The sequence below is a fragment of the Pseudomonas caspiana genome (genome assembly GCF_040224095.2).
Classification (GTDB): Bacteria; Pseudomonadota; Gammaproteobacteria; order Pseudomonadales; family Pseudomonadaceae; genus Aquipseudomonas; species Aquipseudomonas caspiana.
In genome coordinates, this window is the sequence record NZ_CP167995.1 from 253,741 (window position 1) to 271,436 (window position 17,696).

A 17,696-nucleotide genomic window follows, 5' to 3' on the forward strand; every position below is an offset into this window, starting at 1 on the left:
ATTACCATGTTGAGTTCATACTCTTCGCCGCTGGAACGCGTCTGGTATTACGCACTACGCATCCTGTGCGGCCTGATTCTGTTGTTCCTGGTGTTGCCGGTGCTGGTGATCATTCCCTTGTCGTTCAACTCCGGCAGTTTTCTGGTCTACCCGCTGCAAGGCTTTTCGCTGCATTGGTATCAGGACTTCTTCAACTCCAATGAGTGGATGCGTGCGCTGAAAAACAGCCTGCTCATCGCTCCAGCTGCCACCGTGCTGGCCATGGTCTTCGGCACACTGGCGGCGATTGGCCTGACCCGTGGCAACTTCCCCGGTAAAGCACTGGTCATGGCTTTGGTGATTTCGCCGATGGTGGTGCCGGTGGTGATTATTGGTGTGGCGAGCTACCTGTTCTTCGCTCCGCTGGGCATGGGTAACAGCTTTCTGTCGTTGATTCTGGTCCATGCGGTGCTGGGCGTGCCGTTCGTGATCATTACTGTGTCGGCGACGTTGCAAGGCTTCAACTACAACCTGGTGCGGGCGGCTGCCAGCCTCGGGGCCTCGCCACTGACAGCGTTTCGTCGGGTGACATTGCCGTTGATTGCGCCGGGTGTTATCTCCGGTGCGCTGTTTGCCTTCGCAACGTCCTTTGATGAAGTGGTTGTAACGCTGTTTCTCGCTGGTCCCGAGCAAGCGACGCTGCCAAGGCAGATGTTCAGCGGCATCCGGGAAAACCTCAGCCCGACCATCGCCGCCGCCGCGACGTTGCTGATTGGTTTCTCAGTGGTCTTGCTGCTGGTGCTGGAGTGGTTGCGTGGGCGTAGCGAGAAGCTGCGTACTGCTGTGGAATAACAATGCCCCCTGTAGGAGCTGCCGAAGGCTGCGAATAGCGGTGTATCAGACATACTGATTTCGCAGCCTTCGGCAGCTCCTACAGGGCCGTTCTGGTCATTTCATCTATTCTTCTCATCCTCCCTCGCCAAAACAATTCCAAAGGGCCGAGCTGATGAGTATCGCTGCATTCAAAATCGCCAATAAACTGATCACCGGCGCTGCTGCCATTGAGCAGCTAGCCGCTGAGCTGACCCGCCTGAATATCAATAACCCACTGATCGTCACCGATGCGATTCTGGTCAAGAGCGGCACGGTCGATCTTGCGTTGGCGCAATTGGGCGGGCGTGCATATGGCATCTTCGATCAGGTCAAACCTGAGCCTGAAATCTCCATTGTTGAGGACTGCACCCATGCTTACCGGCAGGGTGGCCATGACGGTCTGATCGGGCTGGGCGGCGGCAGTGCCATTGATATCGCCAAAGGCGTTGGCGCATTCGTCGGCCATGACGGGCCGCTTGCCGAGCTGTTCGGTGTAGATCAGGTCAAGCGCAAAGGGCCGCCGCTTATCGCTATCCCGACCACGGCTGGCACGGGATCGGAAGTCACCAACGTGGCGATTTTCTCTGACAAGCTGGCGCAGCTGAAGAAGGGCATCGTCAGCGACTACTTACTGCCGGACGTAGCGCTGGTCAGCCCGGTTATGACGCTGACTTGCCCGCGCAGTGTCACGGCTGCCAGTGGTGTGGATGCGTTGGTGCATGCCATCGAGTCGTATCTGTCAGTCAACCGCTCGTTAATCACTGACTCGCTGGCGCTGGGGGCGATCAAGCTGATCGTCAAGTCGCTGCCCAAGGCGTATGCCAATCCGGCTGATCTCATCGCTCGTGAACATATGGCTACCGCCAGTCTGATGGCGGGGATGGCGTTTGGTAATGCCGGAGTGGGCGCGGTGCACGCGTTGGCCTATCCGTTGGGCGGACGGTTCAATATTGCACATGGTGTGAGCAATGCGTTGTTACTGCCGTATGTGATGGCCTGGAACAAAATGGCGTGTGTGGAGCGCTTTCGCGACATTGCCGAAGCCATGGGGTTGCGGGTCGAGCATATGAGCGATGAAGACGCGGCCAACCAGGCCGTGCAAGCCATGGCGGATTTGTGCGAAGCCGTGGATATCCCCAAGGGCATGCGCAGCTTTAATGTGCCGGAAGACGCGATCCCCGCGATGGCCGAAGAGGCTAGCAAGATCGACCGCCTGATGCGCAATAACCCACGCAAGCTGACGGCGGCGGATATCGAGAAGATCTATCGCGCTGCGTATTGAGACTTTCTGCACTGATGCAAACCTGCAGGCGCCGCCGAAGGCTGCGAATAGACGTGGGTCAGACAAGCTGCCTTCGCAGCCTTCGGCAGCGCCTACAGGGGTTGGAGTTTTCCGGAAACGCTTGGAGTACAATGCGCGCCACCGTGATTCTGCTCAAAAAGGTGCGTCATGCAGCCCTTCCTCATTGCTCCATCGATTCTCTCCGCCGACTTCGCCCGTCTAGGCCAGGAAGTTGACTCTGTGCTGGCCGCTGGCGCCGACATTGTTCACTTCGATGTGATGGATAACCACTACGTACCGAACCTGACCATCGGTCCGATGGTGTGCTCGGCTTTGCGTAAATATGGCGTGACGGCACCCATTGATGTGCACCTGATGGTCAGCCCGGTGGATCGCATCATCGGCGACTTCATCGAAGCGGGGGCCAGTTACATCACTTTCCACCCGGAAGCGACGCAGCACATTGATCGCTCATTGCAGTTGATCAAAGAAGGCGGCTGCAAGGCGGGTCTGGTATTCAACCCGGCGACCCCACTGAATCTGCTGGAGTACGTGATGGACAAGGTCGACATGATCCTGCTCATGAGCGTCAACCCGGGCTTTGGCGGTCAGAAGTTCATTCCCGGCACCTTGAACAAGCTGCGTGAAGCGCGTGCCTTGATCGATGCCTCGGGGCTGGACATCCGTCTGGAAATCGATGGCGGCGTGAACGTGAACAACATTCGTGAGATCGCGGCGGCTGGTGCTGACACTTTTGTTGCCGGCTCCGCCATTTTCAACACGCCCGACTACAAGCAAGTCATCGACAAGATGCGCGCAGAACTGGCGTTGTCTCGCGCATGAGCGGCTTCGAGCAACTGTTTCCGGGGCGCCTGCCAAAGCTGATCATGTTTGATCTGGACGGTACCCTGGTGGATTCGGTACCCGATCTGGCCGTCGCGGTGGACAAAATGCTGCTCGAGCTGGGCCGTCCTGCGGCTGGATTGGCGCAGGTACGGAACTGGATCGGCAACGGTGCGCCTGTTCTGGTTCGTCGTGCCTTGGCCAATGACCTGGACCACAGCGGCGTCGATGATGCCCAGGCCGAGCAGGCACTGGAAATCTTCATGAATTTCTATGCCGAAAAGCATGAATTCACGGCGGTCTATCCTGGCGTACGCGAAACCCTGAAGTGGCTGCAGAAGATGGGCGTGGAGATGGCGCTGATCACCAACAAGCCGGAACGCTTTGTCGCGCCGCTGCTGGATGAGATGAAGCTAGGCCGTTTTTTCCGTCTGATCATTGGTGGCGACACCATGCCGACGAAAAAGCCTGACCCGGCAGCGCTGTTTTTTGTCATGAAGATGACCAATATTCCAGCCTCGCAGTCGCTGTTCGTCGGTGACTCGCGCAGTGATGTGCAAGCGGCGAAAGCCGCTGGCGTGCCCTGCGTTGCCATGAGCTACGGCTATAACCATGGTCGACCGATTGAAGAAGAGTCCCCGGCGTTGGTCATTGATGATCTGCGGCGTCTGATTCCCGGTTGCCTGGATCTGGACGCTGGGATACTGTTGCCGGAAATCAAAGATCCCTCCCTTAGAGATTCCATCGTGGTGGTCACTCGCAAACTCTGGATGAAAGTCATCAAGGCCTTGGCCCGCTGGCGTTGGCGCGCCTGACTTGAATCCGGCCGGAGATTGAATCCGGCACCGTTTGCTTACCTGACTGCTAACCCTCACTGATGAGGCTGATGATGAATCGCGAAGAATTCTTGCGTTTGGCTGCTGCTGGCTACAACCGTATCCCTTTGGCCTACGAAACCCTGGCCGACTTTGACACGCCGCTGTCGATCTACCTCAAGCTTGCCGACCAACCGAATTCCTATTTGCTGGAGTCGGTGCAGGGCGGTGAGAAATGGGGCCGTTACTCGATCATCGGTTTGCCGTGCCGCACCGTATTGCGAGTGCATGATCACGATGTTCGTGTCACTCACGATGGCGTCGAGATCGAGCATCTGGAGGCCGAAGATCCACTGGCGTTCGTCGAAACCTTCAAGGCGCGCTACAACGTGCCGACTATTCCCGGTCTGCCACGTTTCAACGGCGGGCTGGTGGGTTACTTTGGTTACGACTGCGTACGCTATGTCGAGAAACGCCTCGGCAAATGTCCGAATCCTGATCCGCTGGGCGTGCCGGACATCCTGCTGATGGTGTCTGATGCCGTCGTGGTGTTCGATAATCTTGCGGGCAAGATGCACGCCATCGTTCTGGTCGATCCGGCGCAACCGGATGCCTATGAAAGCGGCCTGGCACGTCTCGATGAACTGATGGAGAAATTGCGTCAGCCGATCACGCCACGTCGCGGTCTGGACCTGACGCGTACGCAAGCGGCTGATCCGGTATTCCGCTCCAGTTTCACCCAGGATGATTACGAACGGGCAGTCGACACCATCAAGGAGTACATCCTTGCGGGCGACGTCATGCAGGTGGTTCCGTCGCAGCGTATGTCCATCGACTTCAAGGCTGCGCCGATTGATCTATATCGTGCGCTGCGTTGCTTCAACCCTACGCCCTACATGTATTTCTTCAATTTCGGCGACTTCCATGTGGTCGGCAGCTCACCGGAAGTTCTGGTGCGGGTTGAAGACAATCTGATCACCGTTCGCCCGATTGCCGGCACCCGCCCTCGCGGTGCGAACGAAGAAGCCGATCTGGCGCTGGAAGAAGACCTGCTGTCCGATGACAAGGAAATCGCCGAGCACTTGATGCTGATCGACCTTGGCCGTAACGACACTGGCCGTGTTTCGGAAATCGGTTCGGTCCGGCTCACGGAAAAAATGGTCATTGAGCGTTACTCCAACGTGATGCACATCGTTTCCAACGTCACCGGCCAACTGAAAAGCGGCCTCACCGCGATGGACGCTCTGCGAGCGATTCTGCCAGCGGGCACGTTGTCCGGCGCACCGAAAATCCGCGCCATGGAAATTATCGACGAGCTTGAACCCGTGAAGCGTGGCGTCTACGGTGGCGCGGTGGGTTATCTGGCCTGGAACGGAAACATGGACACCGCGATTGCGATTCGTACCGCTGTCATCAAAAACGGCGAGCTGCATGTGCAGGCCGGTGGCGGCATCGTGGCTGACTCGGTGCCAGCGCTGGAATGGGAAGAAACCCTGAACAAACGCCGCGCGATGTTTCGCGCAGTGGCGTTGGCTGAGCAGCAGTAATCGCTCTGATTGAAAGGGGCGAAGATTGTGTAGGAGATGGTGTGCGACGTGGGACCGGCTTTAGCCGGGAAGAGGCGGCTTCAGACGAAGCATTTTTGTCGTCATGAACCCTGTCTTCCCGGCTAAAGCCGTTCCCAGGACATCGCGCCAATATTCGAGAGCGCCTCCCGTGGGTCTTCAGAAATCCAGGCCCACCCCCAGGATTCATCCCTTGCGTTACGATCAGATATTAACGAATAATGCGAGTCATTATCATTAACTGCTCTGGTCGTATCTTCCATGTCTGCATCGGATCATTGCGCGCTCGGTTCCCTTTATAACGAATACAACGGCTGGCTCAAGGGCTGGTTGAGGGTTCGTCTGGGTTGTGCCAACGAGGCCGCTGACCTGGCCCAGGACACATTCCTGCGGGTACTGACGGCACGTAATGTAGAAGCGATCCGTGAGCCACGCACTTATTTGAGCTCGGTGGCCCGGGCGCTGATGATCGACAAGTTTCGCCGCCGTGCAGTGGAGCAGGCCTATATCGAGGCCTTGGCGATGCGCCCGGAACCTTTGGATATTTCCCCTGAAACACGTTTGCTGATTCTGGAAACCCTGACAGCGGTTGATCTGATGCTGGATGGGCTAGGTGAGCGTACCCGGCAATTGTTTCTCGCGGTGCAGCTTGAAGGTTTGTCCTACGTTGCTGTCGCCGAGCGCCATGGTGTTTCGGTCACCACGGTGAAGAATCATATGATTCGAGCCATGACCCATTGCCTCGCGCTGATGGACGACTGAATGGTTGTCCTTGACCACAAGACGCTGGAAGCAGCCGCCACTTGGTATGTGCAGCTCAACTCTTCGAAACCAAACGCGGCACAACGTCAGGCGTGGAGCGATTGGGTCGCGGCGAGCCCGGCGCATGCCCAAGCCTGGGCGCGCGTCGAAAGACTACAAAGTCAGTTCTCTAGCCTGCCTCAGGAAGTTGCATTACCGACTCTGGTGGGTGTGCGTGCCCGTCGCCGGGCGGTGCTCAAAACCCTCGCGCTACTACTGGCCACCGGAACAGCGGGCTGGACCCTCAAGGATTCAACCGCTGTACAAGGCGCCTTGGCGCAATACCACACCAGCAAGGGTCAACGCCGGGAACTGCGCCTGAGCGATGGCAGTACCCTGAATATGAATACCGACAGCGCTGTGGATATCAGCTATGACCCGGGTTTGCGGCTGATTCGCCTGCGTCGCGGGGAAATCCTCATCCAGACAGCGAGCGATCCTGCCAATAGACCCTTTGTGGTGCATACCTCCGAAGGGCAGGTACGCGCTTTGGGAACTCGCTTCAGCGTGCGCAGCGATGGATCGACCTCTGAGGTCAGCGTGATGGAGCATGCTGTAGAGGTGCGTGCCAGTAGTAATCCGTCGGTACCATTTCGCCTTGAGGCGGGTCAGCGCGTGGGATTTACCCGTGACAAGATCACTACGCCCATGCCCGTGCCACCCGGGGCGGACGCATGGACCCAAGGCATGCTCACTGTGATCGAGTGGCGTCTGGGAGACTTCATTACCGAACTATCGCGGTATCGCCACGGCTTCGTACGTTGTGCCGACAGCATTGCGGATTTGCGACTGTCAGGTGCATTTCGCGTAGACGACACCGACACGATATTGGAAAACCTCGGGGTATCTTTGCCTGTGAAGGTGAAGTACCTGACGCGTTATTGGGTCAGCATTGAGGCGGTGTGAACCGCTGTAAATAAATCACCTGATCGGGTTGCCGATTTTCATTCTCATACGGCCAATCACTTGAAGCGGCGAACAGAGCCGCATATTTGCCAGCCGACGGAATGTAAATCCATGACCCGATTGCCCCCCAAGACAGCCAGTGCATTTACCCGTATGGCACCTTTGGCGTTGTATGGCCTGACCTTGATGCCGTTTCCTGTGGCGCTGCTTTTGCCTGCACAGGCCACAGCGCAAAGCCAGAACATCAGCTATCAGATCGCAGCCGGTCCTTTGGGTACGGCGCTCAGTCTGTTCGCCACTGCGGCCAACGTCACTCTGTCATTTGACGCGGCACACACTCAGGGTCTGAAGTCCCAGGGGTTGGTGGGTACTTATTCTGTAGAGGACGGGTTGGCGCGGCTTTTGGCAGGCAGCGGCCTGCAAGCTCAGCGTCAGGCCAATGGTGGTTACGTGCTGGTGCCGGCTGCAACGGGTTCGGCATTGGAGTTGGGGGCTACAAGCATTCGCGGTCTGGGCTTGGGCAGCACTACCGAGGACTCGGGTTCCTACAGCACCGGTGCAATGCAGACAGCAACCAAATTACCTTTGACCATGCGCGAGACGCCGCAATCGGTCACGGTCATCACCCGCCAGCGCATGGATGATCAGGCGATGGTCAACCTGGAAGATGCACTGAAGAACACCCCCGGCGTTACGGTGCAGAAATTCAGCGCGGTGCGCCCGTTGATTTATTCCCGGGGGTTTCAGGTAGAAAACCTGATGTACGACGGGCTTGCCACGGCCTATGACGGCGACTTCGTGCCATCACCTGATCTGGCGATGTACGACCGGGTAGAGATCGTGCGTGGTGCAACGGGCTTGATGCAAGGTGCCGGTACGCCGTCGGCGGCGATAAATCTGGTCAGAAAGCGTCCCACCCGAGAAACCAAAGTCAGCGTCAGTGGCAGCGTCGGCAGTTGGGATAACTACCGTACCGAACTGGATGCCTCGGGGGCGCTTAACGAAGAAGGTACAGTGCGCGGGCGGGTAGTCGGCAGCTACAACGACAAGAACAGTTTTCGGGATGTTGAGTCAAACGAGCTGGGCCTTTTCTACGCTATTGGCGAGGCCGACCTTAACGACAATACGACGCTGACCTTCGGTAGCTCGTATCAGAACGACAATAACAACACCACTTGGGGCGGTATTCCGGTGGACGCTGATGGCGGCGACCTTCATCTGTCACGTTCTTCCTATTTCGGCAACGACTGGGAATATTGGGACAAGGACACCAGAAGCGTATTTACCGAACTGGACCATCGTTTCGATAACGGCTGGAACTTGCGTCTGGCGGCGATCAAGAACTGGACTGACTCTGACATTCTTGCCTCGTTCCTGCGACCTGTGGGCAACACCTGGCAGCAGCGTATCGTCGAGCAAAACTCCGAATACGAACAGACCAGCTATGACGCGTTTGCCAGCGGTCCCTTCCAGATGCTGGGGCGCGAACATGAGCTGGTGCTGGGCAGCAGCTGGCGTAAGTCACTCAAGGAAACCAATGGAGGGTACGCGCCAAACGTGAACGGCATCGTTCTTGGTCAGTGGGATCCCAGCGCCAATCCTCGGCCTAGTGTGACTCACACCTATGGCACGCTCACCGATATTGAACAGAAAAGCGTCTATGTCACCACCCGCTGGAGCCTGGCCGACCCGCTCAAGCTAATCCTTGGGGGGCGCCTTGACTGGTATGACTACAACCAGGACATCCTCAATAACCCAAGCACCAACTTTAAGGTCACTCGAAATGTGACCCGTTATGCCGGGTTGATCTACGACCTCAATGCCAACCACTCGGTGTATGTCAGCTACACGGATATCTTCCAGCCGCAAACCTCTCAAGACACCAGTGGCAAGATATTGGAGCCCATCACGGGCAAGAACTATGAGGTCGGCATCAAGGGCGAATACTTCGACGGCACGTTGAACGCCAGCGCTGCGGTATTCCAGATCGATCAAATGAACCGCGCGCGTGAAGTCGACAACCCTGCGCTGACCTGTCCGACGTATCCGGGCATTTCGTGTTACGAGGCTTCCGGAAAAGTACGCAGCCAGGGCATTGATCTGGAGGTCAATGGTGCACTCACGCCGAATTGGCAGGTGGGTGCCGGTTACACATTTACCGAAGCCAAGTACAAGAGCGATTCCGATCCGGCCAATGTGGGGCGCCTGTTTGACACCGACCTGCCTCGCCACTTGTTCAAGCTTTCAACCAACTACCGGCTGCCGGGCGATCTGAACAAATGGCATGTTGGCGGTGCGGTCTATAGTCAGACACGCACCTACAACGTCGGTACTTATCTGAACCAACCGACTACAGTCGAGCAGGACGCGTTCACGCTGGTTGACCTGATGACTCGCTATCAGGTCAACCCGAATCTTTCGACCCAACTGAGTCTCAACAATGTGTTCGACAAGGTTTACTACGAAGGCCTGGCTAGCGCTCCATTTGGTGGCCGCAGCGTGTATGGCGCGCCGCGTAACTTTACTTTGTCGGCCAAGTACGAGTTTTAAAAGTCCAGACTCACCGCCAGATTCACCCCTTGCTGCGTCACGTCATCATTCTTGCGCCAGTTGTAATCGGCCCGCAGGCTCAAGTCTTGGGTCAGTTTCTGGCTGATGCCAAGAGTGGCGCGGTTCAGGTTGCGCTGCGGCGTGTGGCCTTCAAGGGTGAAGTCATTGAACGGCAGGCTGTTCAAGGCGATGGTCACCTGCTGTTGATCCGTTTCAAACTCCCGCTCATGGGCTACTTCGGCGAACAACTGCGTTGTGGGGGTGACCTGAAACTTGCCTTGTAAACCCGCGCCCAGACGCCGTGATTTGCGAGTCTGGTCATCAAAGGTCAGCGCCGTTGAGCGAGTGCCCTTTTCTGAATAACCATTCACGCTCACATGTGCGTAGTCGGCACTGATAAAGGGCGATAAATGCCAGCTACTGCTTGCGCCAGCAATATCAAACCCTAGCCGCGCACTTGCTCCCCAGATATCGCCATCGGTATCGCCTTTCTCATTACCTTGACTGACACCGAGTGCGAACTTGCGCTCAGCGTTCTCGTAATCCAGATATCCACCTGAAGCTGCAAAATCACCCCACCAATGGTTAGCCTGATACTGGACAAAGGCAGTCGCCAGATAGCTATTGAGTTTGTAGTCCGAATCCCGATCCCCGGCATTCAGTTGTTGTCGATAAGCTCCACCCACCATGCCGATCCGCCAGTGCTCAGCAAACCGATAGCTGCCACCCAAGGTCATGTTGTAGCCTTTGCCATCCGCCTCTGCGGAGTTGTCCTGCGCATCAAAGTCCATTTTCTGACCCCCTGCGGCGACAATGGCCCGCCAATCACCAACGCTTTGCCAATTGCCCCAATCCGCCAGCCATTGGCTGCGCAGTTCATCTTGTTGCGCACGTAATGTGCCGCTGGCCATTTCTGGTAACAGGGAGATTTCCCACGGGGCTGCGAGTAGCGAATAAGCGTAGTCGGCAATCAGTCGCTGCCCCGTCACTGTCGGATGCACGCCATCGTTGAACAACAGCCTGCTTGGGTCCGGCGTCGCGCTGTTGAGGCCGTAAGTGCTGTTTTCGGTGCAGTTATCGCCATTGAAGCAAGTGCCGACCAGATTCTGATCTCCCGCCAGACCGAATCTCGCGGGATCGTCCAGAGTTTCTGACACAAAGCGCGGAATGTTCAGCGGGATGATTTCGGCATCGATCTGCGCCAGGCGGCTGATTAGCTGTGCGTTGAACGCGCTGCTGAGTATTGAGGTGACTGGAGCCAGGATCGTGCCGGATACCGCGGGAGTCTGGCCGATGTCTGGCAACAGCCACACCATGATGTACCGTGCGCCAGCCTGTTGCAGAACCTGAGCGCTATCGGCCAAACGGTCAGCGGCATCTCTGGATTGCGACAGACTCAGCACCCGACCCTGCAGGAAGTCATTACCGCCCCCGGTCAGGTAGTACAGAGCGTTGGGATCTGCCTGAAAGTTATTGGCGACAAGATAACCGGGACGAGTACGCAGGACCGTGCCGTCATCCGGATTGATGACGCTGGATTCGGAAGTGATCGCGTCATACACCTGATCGGTGCGGTCACCGCCGACCGCCCAGTTGTTTCCGTCCGCCAAACCCAGCGCAGCGTTGACCGGGGATGTGGATGCCGCGAGGTCGCCTGGCGCAATATTGAGCTTCAGGCCCAGCAAGGTCGATGAGTTCAAACCGAAAAACTCACCGCTTCCGTCCTGATAGGTGGGACCGGTGCGGTTGGTGAAGCGTAACGTCGCTCCGCTCGGGCCATCAGCATCGGGAAATTGCCCGGCATCGGCCAAGCTATCACCGAACACCACCATGGTTGAATAAGGTGAAGGCGCTGCCCAACTGTCAGGGCAGGCTGAAACCAGCAAGCAGGCGGCAAGTGCCGCAAACCGTTTGGTTTTGAGCATGGTCAGGTTCCTTTTTTGTTTTTTTATGCTTAAGGAAAAGTAGCTAGCTGAACCCTGCGCGCCCGGTTAAATGGTCATTAACCGCCCGACGGTGATTTTGATGGTTGATGTGTATCCGCCGCTTTACAAATTTGATTGTTTAGTGACTCCAAAGGTGGATTTCGGTCATCTTGCTCAGGCGATGTGATATTGCACGCCATCCCCCGGTACGCTAATGTGCCGGGACGTAGAAACGAGACCTCCCCTGTGTTGATCGTCAGCAAACTCTTGATGCGTGTTATCAAGGCTCACGCCCGTTGGCGTTGGCGCGCCTGACTTATTCTCTTCCGGCCTGTCCGGACCTCCTGATACGCCTTTAAAACTCTGCCCTGCCGCTTTTCCGGGTCTCTCTCCGGTCGTTAAACTAGCGGGCACTCAATCGGCAGCGATTTTGAAGGTTGAAAAAATAGTCAGTAATTCAATGGGTTTAAGCCAAATGCTGCTGATGATCGATAACTATGATTCCTTTACCTACAACGTCGTGCAGTACTTCGGTGAGCTGGGTGCCGACGTCAAGGTGATCCGCAACGACGAATTGACTGTCGCCGAGATCGAAGCCCTCAAGCCTGAGCGCATCGTCGTATCACCCGGTCCTTGTACCCCTAATGAAGCGGGCGTCTCGCTGGAAGTGATCAAGCACTTCGCGGGTAAACTGCCGATTCTGGGTGTATGCCTGGGCCATCAGTCGATCGGTCAGGCTTTCGGCGGTGATGTGGTGCGTGCCCGTCAGGTCATGCACGGCAAAACAAGCCCGGTGGTTCATGAGGATCACGGCGTGTTCGAAGGGTTGAATCACCCCCTCACTGTTACCCGTTATCACTCGCTGGTGGTCAAGCTCGATACGTTGCCTGAGTGCCTTGAAGTGACGGCCTGGACTGCGCTGGAAGATGGCTCCAGGGACGAAATCATGGGCCTGCGCCACAAGACGCTGAATATCGAAGGGATCCAGTTCCATCCCGAATCGATTCTGACCGAGCAGGGCCACGAGCTGTTCGCCAACTTCCTCAAGCAAACCGGCGGCACCCGTCAGGGTTAAGGATTCTTTTATGACTAAGCCAATGGACATCAAGACCGCTTTGGGGCGTGTTGTCGATAACCTGGATTTGAGCACTGCCGAGATGAGCGACGTCATGCGTGCCATCATGACCGGCCAGTGCACAGAGGCGCAGATCGGCGCTTTCATGATGGGTATGCGCATGAAGAGCGAGAGCATCGATGAGATCGTCGGTGCGGTTTCCGTCATGCGTGAGCTGGCTGACAAGGTTGAGTTGAAAACCCTTGATGGTGTAGTTGACGTTGTGGGTACTGGCGGCGACGGCGCAAATATCTTCAATGTTTCGACGGCCTCTTCTTTTGTAGTTGCCGCAGCCGGATGCACGGTTGCCAAGCACGGTAACCGTGCGGTCTCTGGCAAAAGCGGTAGTGCCGACCTGCTTGAAGCCGCGGGCGTCTACCTGAACCTGACCCCCGTACAAGTGGCGCGCTGCATTGACAGCGTGGGCATCGGTTTCATGTTCGCCCAGGCTCACCATGGTGCGATGAAGCATGCTGCAGGTCCGCGTCGTGATCTCGGCCTGCGTACTCTATTCAATATGCTCGGCCCGCTTACGAATCCGGCCGGTGTCCGCCACCAAGTAGTTGGCGTATTCAGTCAGGCTTTGTGCCGCCCGTTGGCCGAGGTCCTGCTTCGTCTGGGTAGCAAGCATGTGTTGGTGGTCCATTCTCAGGACGGGCTGGATGAATTCAGTCTGGCCGCGCCAACGTTTGTGGCTGAACTTAAAAATGGTGAAGTGACCGAATACTGGGTGCAGCCTGAAGACTTGGGGATGAAAAGCCAGAGTCTGTTTGGTTTGAGCGTTGATGGCCCTGAGGCTTCGCTGGTACTAATCCGCGATGCGCTGGGTCGCCGCAAAACCGAACAGGGCCAGAAAGCGGCTGAAATGATTGTGCTCAATGCAGGCGCAGCCCTCTATGCTGCTGATCATGCCTACACGCTCAAAGAAGGTGTCGAGTTGGCTCACGATGCGCTTCACACCGGGCTGGCCCGGGAGAAGCTTGAAGAGTTGGGTGCCTTTACCGCGGTATTCAAGCAGGAGAATGAAGGATGAGCGTGCCTACAGTTCTGGAGAACATCCTCGCCCGCAAGGCCGTGGAAGTCGCGGCTCGCAGTGCGGCAGTCAGTCTCGCTGAAGTCGAAAAACTGGCTGCGGCGGCTGATCCAGTCCGAGGCTTTGCCGACGCACTGATTAAACAGGCCAAGAGCAAGCAGCCGGCGGTCATTGCCGAAATCAAAAAAGCATCGCCGAGCAAGGGCGTGATCCGCGAGAACTTCGTACCTGCCGACATCGCCAAGAGCTACGAAAAGGGCGGCGCGACCTGCCTCTCGGTGCTGACCGATATTGATTATTTTCAGGGTGCCGATGCTTATCTGCAGCAGGCGCGTGCCGCGTGCAAGCTGCCGGTGATTCGTAAGGATTTCATGATTGATCCTTATCAAATCATCGAAGCCCGTGCCTTGGGTGCTGACTGTGTGCTGTTGATCGTTTCTGCTCTGGACGACGTCAAGATGGCAGAACTGGCCTCGGTGGCGAAAAGCGTCGGGCTGGATGTACTGGTCGAAGTGCACGACGGCGACGAGCTGGAACGCGCCTTGAAAACCCTCGACACTCCATTGGTCGGCGTCAACAACCGTAACCTGCACACCTTCGAAGTGAGCCTGGAAACCACGCTTGATCTGCTCCCGCGTATTCCTCGTGATCGTCTGGTCATCACTGAAAGCGGCATTCTTAACCGTGCCGATGTCGAGTTGATGGAAATCAGCGATGTGTATTCCTTCCTGGTGGGCGAAGCCTTCATGCGTGCCGAACATCCAGGTGATGAATTGCAGCGCTTGTTCTTCCCTGAGCGCGGCACACCGCCGGTGCGCAGCTCTACGCTGGACTGATCATTTTGGGCGTTGCTTCGACAGGTGTTACAGAGGATCAACATGTCTGATTCAGTCATTGATATCTGCGTCGAAGCTGGCCTGAAAGCCGAACAGGATCTGCTCGCCTCGGTCTGCGCCGGGGAGACCGATTTCGCTCTGCTGCTCTGGCGCCCGAATGATCGGGCGCTGGTGATGCCTCGCCGTATGAGTCGCCTGCCTGGCTTTGTCGAGGCCAGCGAAACGCTTGCAGACAGTGGCTGGCCGATTCTGTTGCGGGAAACCGGTGGCGAGCCGGTGCCGCAATCATCCGCCACCGTGAATATCGCCCTGGTTTACGCTCAGCCTAAAAGCGATCCTGATCGTGACCGTATTGAAATTGCCTACCGCCGGTTGTGTCAGCCGATTCTGGATATCTTGAATGAACTGGGTGGCGCGGCGTCGTTGGGGGAGGTGGACGGTGCGTTCTGTGATGGCCGCTTCAACGTTAACCTCAATGGCCGCAAGATGGTCGGCACTGCCCAGCGCTGGCGCCAGAGCCAGGGTGGGCTGAGGCCGGTCGTGCTGGCCCACGGTGCATTGCTGGTCGATAACGAACGGCATGAAATGGTCGCCGCCGTTAACCGTTTCAACGAAATCTGCGAGCTTGACCAGCGAGTGAGGGCGGACAGCCATATCGCGTTGCGCGAGGCGTTTGCGGTTGAGGGTGTGTTGGAGAGCACTTATCAGACAGACCTGTCGGATTTGGGGCGTGGCCTCTAACGAGAAATCAGAATAAGCTCGGCTCCCACAGTGGGTCGTCCTATGCCTGCTGCGTTAGAACCCCTCAACGCGTTCCGAACACCACCATCGTCTTGCCTTTGACGTGGACCAGCTTCTGTTCTTCCAGGGCCTTTAACACCCGGCCCACCATTTCACGTGAACATCCTACGATGCGTCCGATCTCCTGACGCGTGATCTTGATCTGCATGCCATCAGGATGAGTCATTGCATCCGGCTGCTTGCACAAATCCAGCAATGTGCGGGCTACCCGGCCTGTGACATCGAGAAATGCCAGATCGCCGACTTTGCGGGTGGTGTTGCGAAGCCGCTCAGCCATCTGGCCGCCAAGTGCGTAGAGGATTTCAGGTTCCAGCAGGGATATCTCACGAAATTTGCTGTAGCTGATTTCGGCGATTTCGCATTCGGTCTTGGCGCGTACCCACGCACTACGTTCTCTTTCTTTTCCGGCAGGCTCAAACAGCCCGAGCTCGCCGCAAAAATCGCCTGAGTTAAGGTAGGCAACGATCATTTCCCGACCTTCATCGTCTTCGATCAAGACAGTGACAGAGCCTTTGATGATGTAGAACAGGGACTCGGAACGATCCCCCGCACAAATGATGTTGGACTTCGCCGAAACGCGCCGGCGCTGTGCGTGAGCCAGAAACTTTTCCAAATGCTTGGTCTTGGATGACAGGGGAATAGCTAGCATTCTTTAGTCCTGAAAAAGTACATCGCCGGAGGCATTCTTAGCGTTATCGGCAGCAGATTGCATTTAGCCAGCTTTTTGGACCTCATTTGAGTCCATTTCCGAAATTTCCTACACGTTAGTCGTGAAATGGAATCTATAGGCGTGCTCAGAGCGCGGCTGTCGCTGTGCTAAGCTGGCCGCCTTTTTAGCAGTGGAGCCCCAGGCGATGAAAGCACGCATTCAATGGGCTGGTGAAGCCATGTTCCTCGGCGAATCCGGCAGTGGTCACGTGGTTGTGATGGATGGTCCGCCCGAGAGCGGTGGTCGTAACCTGGGCGTGCGCCCTATGGAGATGGTGTTGATCGGCCTTGGCGGTTGCAGCAACTTCGATGTGGTCAGCATTCTGAAGAAGTCGCGCCAGCCGGTCGAAAGCTGCGAGGCTTTTCTGGAAGCCGAGCGCGCCACTGAAGATCCGAAGGTGTTCACCAAGATTCATCTACATTTTGTCGTCAAGGGTCGCGGCTTGAAAGAAGCTCAGGTCAAGCGCGCCATCGAGTTGTCCGCCGAGAAATACTGCTCGGCTTCGATCATGCTCGGCAACGCCGGCGTCGAGATTACTCACGACTACGAAATCATCGAGTTGGGCTAAGACACCCAATTATCATAAAAGCGGCGCACACTCTGGCAGACAGCTCCTGACGTCTGCATAATGCGCCCCTTTTTCAGGGAGCAGGATGCGCAGGTTGTTTGCGGCCGCTCCCGAACAGACAACCAAAATCGCCACCGCGAAGAGGTGTTAACCGTCCTACGCAGCTGAGCTTCGCTCAACTGACGGGCATGCTTGATCACGTGGCCTGGGCCGCACATATATAGAGAGTTTTTAACGGTGAAAAGCAAACTCAAGCTCCACGGGTTCAATAACCTGACAAAGACCTTGAGCTTCAACATCTACGACATCTGCTATGCGGAAACCCCGCAGGACCAGCAGGCCTACGTCGAGTACATCAATAGTGTGTACGACGCAGAACGCCTGACGCGGATTTTGACTGATGTCGTCGATATCATTGGCGCCAACATCCTCAACATTGCCCGCCAGGATTACGATCCTCAAGGCGCCAGTGTGACGATTCTGATTTCCGAGCAGCCGGTAACACCTACCGAAAGCCAGATCGAAGAGTCGCCAGGCCCATTGCCGGAAACCATTCTGGCGCACCTCGACAAGAGCCACATCACTGTCCATACCTATCCGGAAATTCACCCGGTGGACGGTATCGCGACGTTCCGTGTGGACATCGACGTGTCAACCTGTGGGGTGATTTCACCGCTTAAAGCGCTGAACTATCTGATTCACAAGTTCGAATCGGACATCGTGACGGTCGACTATCGTGTGCGCGGCTTTACCCGTGACGTTGAAGGCAAGAAGCACTTCATCGACCATGAGATCAACTCGATCCAGAACTACCTTTCTGAAGACACGCGCGACAGTTACCAGATGACTGACGTTAACGTGTATCAGGAAAATCTGTTCCACACCAAGATGCTGCTCAAGAACTTCGAACTGGATAACTACCTGTTCGGTGATGCGACCAGCAATCTGTCCCCGGTGCAGCGCGATCAGGTGACCTCCAAGGTCAAACACGAAATGCTGGAAATCTTTTACGGCCGCAACGTTAACGTCGCCGTTTAACTTTCCACGCAAAAGAAAGGCGCCCGATGAGGGCGCCTTTTTTGTGCTCGCAATTTAC

Annotated in this window: 16 protein-coding genes; 14 read left to right on the top strand and 2 right to left on the bottom strand. The window is 56.5% G+C overall.

Annotation, left to right across the window (positions count from 1 at the left end):
- Window positions 1–6: 6 nt before the first annotated feature.
- The 8 genes from ABRP31_RS01155 to ABRP31_RS01190 all read left to right on the top strand — a co-directional run bounded on the left by ABRP31_RS01155 (window position 7) and on the right by ABRP31_RS01190 (window position 9,614).
- Complete coding sequence (locus ABRP31_RS01155; protein ID WP_087268712.1) at window positions 7–831, top strand: ABC transporter permease; 825 nt, start codon at window positions 7–9, stop codon at window positions 829–831.
- A 154-nt stretch (window positions 832–985) separates the two neighbouring features.
- Complete coding sequence (locus ABRP31_RS01160; RefSeq protein WP_349971102.1) at window positions 986–2,134, top strand: iron-containing alcohol dehydrogenase; 1,149 nt, start codon at window positions 986–988, stop codon at window positions 2,132–2,134.
- A gap of 168 nt (window positions 2,135–2,302) precedes the next feature.
- A complete protein-coding gene (gene rpe / locus ABRP31_RS01165) occupies window positions 2,303–2,977 on the top strand; it encodes a ribulose-phosphate 3-epimerase (protein ID WP_027900674.1) in 675 nt (224 codons plus the stop codon).
- A complete protein-coding gene (locus tag ABRP31_RS01170; protein WP_349971104.1) occupies window positions 2,974–3,792 on the top strand; it encodes a phosphoglycolate phosphatase in 819 nt (272 codons plus the stop codon). Before rpe ends, ABRP31_RS01170 begins: the two co-directional genes overlap by 4 nt.
- A 74-nt stretch (window positions 3,793–3,866) precedes the next feature.
- Window positions 3,867–5,339, top strand: a complete 1,473-nt coding sequence (gene trpE, locus ABRP31_RS01175; protein ID WP_349971105.1) for an anthranilate synthase component I — start codon at window positions 3,867–3,869, stop codon at window positions 5,337–5,339.
- 279 nt (window positions 5,340–5,618) lie between these two features.
- Window positions 5,619–6,119 carry a sigma-70 family RNA polymerase sigma factor gene (locus tag ABRP31_RS01180; protein ID WP_087268726.1) on the top strand — a complete coding sequence of 167 codons (501 nt, stop codon included), beginning with the start codon at window positions 5,619–5,621 and terminating at the stop codon, window positions 6,117–6,119.
- The gene (locus ABRP31_RS01185; protein ID WP_349971106.1) at window positions 6,120–7,064 is read left to right on the top strand and encodes a FecR domain-containing protein; all 945 of its coding nucleotides are present in this window, start codon (window positions 6,120–6,122) and stop codon (window positions 7,062–7,064) included. It begins immediately after the preceding gene.
- 111 nt (window positions 7,065–7,175) lie between these two features.
- Window positions 7,176–9,614: a TonB-dependent siderophore receptor gene (locus tag ABRP31_RS01190; protein ID WP_349971108.1), complete on the top strand. Its 2,439-nt coding sequence runs from the start codon at window positions 7,176–7,178 to the stop codon at window positions 9,612–9,614.
- Here ABRP31_RS01190 and estP read toward each other — a convergent pair.
- Window positions 9,611–11,539, bottom strand: coding sequence for an esterase EstP (estP, locus tag ABRP31_RS01195; RefSeq protein WP_349971109.1), 1,929 nt, complete (start codon window positions 11,537–11,539; stop codon window positions 9,611–9,613). The genes ABRP31_RS01190 and estP overlap by 4 nt on opposite strands.
- A gap of 475 nt (window positions 11,540–12,014) precedes the next feature.
- Between estP and ABRP31_RS01200 the strand changes: the two genes are divergently transcribed.
- From ABRP31_RS01200 to ABRP31_RS01215, 4 genes are read left to right on the top strand one after another with little or no spacing between them, the layout of a single operon-like run.
- Window positions 12,015–12,614: an aminodeoxychorismate/anthranilate synthase component II gene (locus ABRP31_RS01200; protein WP_349971110.1), complete on the top strand. Its 600-nt coding sequence runs from the start codon at window positions 12,015–12,017 to the stop codon at window positions 12,612–12,614.
- Window positions 12,615–12,636: 22 nt separating this feature from the next.
- A complete protein-coding gene (trpD, locus tag ABRP31_RS01205) occupies window positions 12,637–13,686 on the top strand; it encodes an anthranilate phosphoribosyltransferase (RefSeq protein WP_087268787.1) in 1,050 nt (349 codons plus the stop codon).
- Complete coding sequence (trpC, locus tag ABRP31_RS01210) at window positions 13,683–14,522, top strand: indole-3-glycerol phosphate synthase TrpC (protein WP_349971111.1); 840 nt, start codon at window positions 13,683–13,685, stop codon at window positions 14,520–14,522. The genes trpD and trpC overlap by 4 nt, the downstream gene beginning before the upstream one ends.
- Before the next feature lie 42 nt (window positions 14,523–14,564).
- Entirely contained in the window at window positions 14,565–15,263 is a 699-nt protein-coding gene (locus ABRP31_RS01215; protein WP_349971113.1) for a lipoate--protein ligase family protein, read from the top strand.
- A gap of 64 nt (window positions 15,264–15,327) precedes the next feature.
- On the opposite strand, the gene crp is transcribed toward ABRP31_RS01215, so the two are convergent.
- Window positions 15,328–15,972, bottom strand: coding sequence for a cAMP-activated global transcriptional regulator CRP (gene crp, locus ABRP31_RS01220; protein WP_087268745.1), 645 nt, complete (start codon window positions 15,970–15,972; stop codon window positions 15,328–15,330).
- A gap of 205 nt (window positions 15,973–16,177) precedes the next feature.
- Here crp and ABRP31_RS01225 point away from each other — a divergent pair, with 205 nt between their 5' ends.
- Both ABRP31_RS01225 and speD read left to right on the top strand, forming a co-directional pair.
- Window positions 16,178–16,600: an OsmC family protein gene (locus ABRP31_RS01225; RefSeq protein WP_027900665.1), complete on the top strand. Its 423-nt coding sequence runs from the start codon at window positions 16,178–16,180 to the stop codon at window positions 16,598–16,600.
- A gap of 237 nt (window positions 16,601–16,837) precedes the next feature.
- On the top strand, window positions 16,838–17,638 hold the full coding sequence (speD, locus tag ABRP31_RS01230) for an adenosylmethionine decarboxylase (RefSeq protein WP_087268748.1): 801 nt from the start codon (window positions 16,838–16,840) through the stop codon (window positions 17,636–17,638).
- The last annotated feature ends 58 nt before the right edge of the window (window positions 17,639–17,696 follow it).

Coding starts and splice junctions, on each gene's coding strand:
- ABRP31_RS01155 (WP_087268712.1), top strand. CDS start 7: ATGTTGAGTTCATACTCTTCGCCGCTGGAACGCGTCTGGTATTACGCA.
- ABRP31_RS01160 (WP_349971102.1), top strand. CDS start 986: ATGAGTATCGCTGCATTCAAAATCGCCAATAAACTGATCACCGGCGCT.
- rpe (WP_027900674.1), top strand. CDS start 2,303: ATGCAGCCCTTCCTCATTGCTCCATCGATTCTCTCCGCCGACTTCGCC.
- ABRP31_RS01170 (WP_349971104.1), top strand. CDS start 2,974: ATGAGCGGCTTCGAGCAACTGTTTCCGGGGCGCCTGCCAAAGCTGATC.
- trpE (WP_349971105.1), top strand. CDS start 3,867: ATGAATCGCGAAGAATTCTTGCGTTTGGCTGCTGCTGGCTACAACCGT.
- ABRP31_RS01180 (WP_087268726.1), top strand. CDS start 5,619: ATGTCTGCATCGGATCATTGCGCGCTCGGTTCCCTTTATAACGAATAC.
- ABRP31_RS01185 (WP_349971106.1), top strand. CDS start 6,120: ATGGTTGTCCTTGACCACAAGACGCTGGAAGCAGCCGCCACTTGGTAT.
- ABRP31_RS01190 (WP_349971108.1), top strand. CDS start 7,176: ATGACCCGATTGCCCCCCAAGACAGCCAGTGCATTTACCCGTATGGCA.
- estP (WP_349971109.1), bottom strand. CDS start 11,539: ATGCTCAAAACCAAACGGTTTGCGGCACTTGCCGCCTGCTTGCTGGTT.
- ABRP31_RS01200 (WP_349971110.1), top strand. CDS start 12,015: ATGCTGCTGATGATCGATAACTATGATTCCTTTACCTACAACGTCGTG.
- trpD (WP_087268787.1), top strand. CDS start 12,637: ATGGACATCAAGACCGCTTTGGGGCGTGTTGTCGATAACCTGGATTTG.
- trpC (WP_349971111.1), top strand. CDS start 13,683: ATGAGCGTGCCTACAGTTCTGGAGAACATCCTCGCCCGCAAGGCCGTG.
- ABRP31_RS01215 (WP_349971113.1), top strand. CDS start 14,565: ATGTCTGATTCAGTCATTGATATCTGCGTCGAAGCTGGCCTGAAAGCC.
- crp (WP_087268745.1), bottom strand. CDS start 15,972: ATGCTAGCTATTCCCCTGTCATCCAAGACCAAGCATTTGGAAAAGTTT.
- ABRP31_RS01225 (WP_027900665.1), top strand. CDS start 16,178: ATGAAAGCACGCATTCAATGGGCTGGTGAAGCCATGTTCCTCGGCGAA.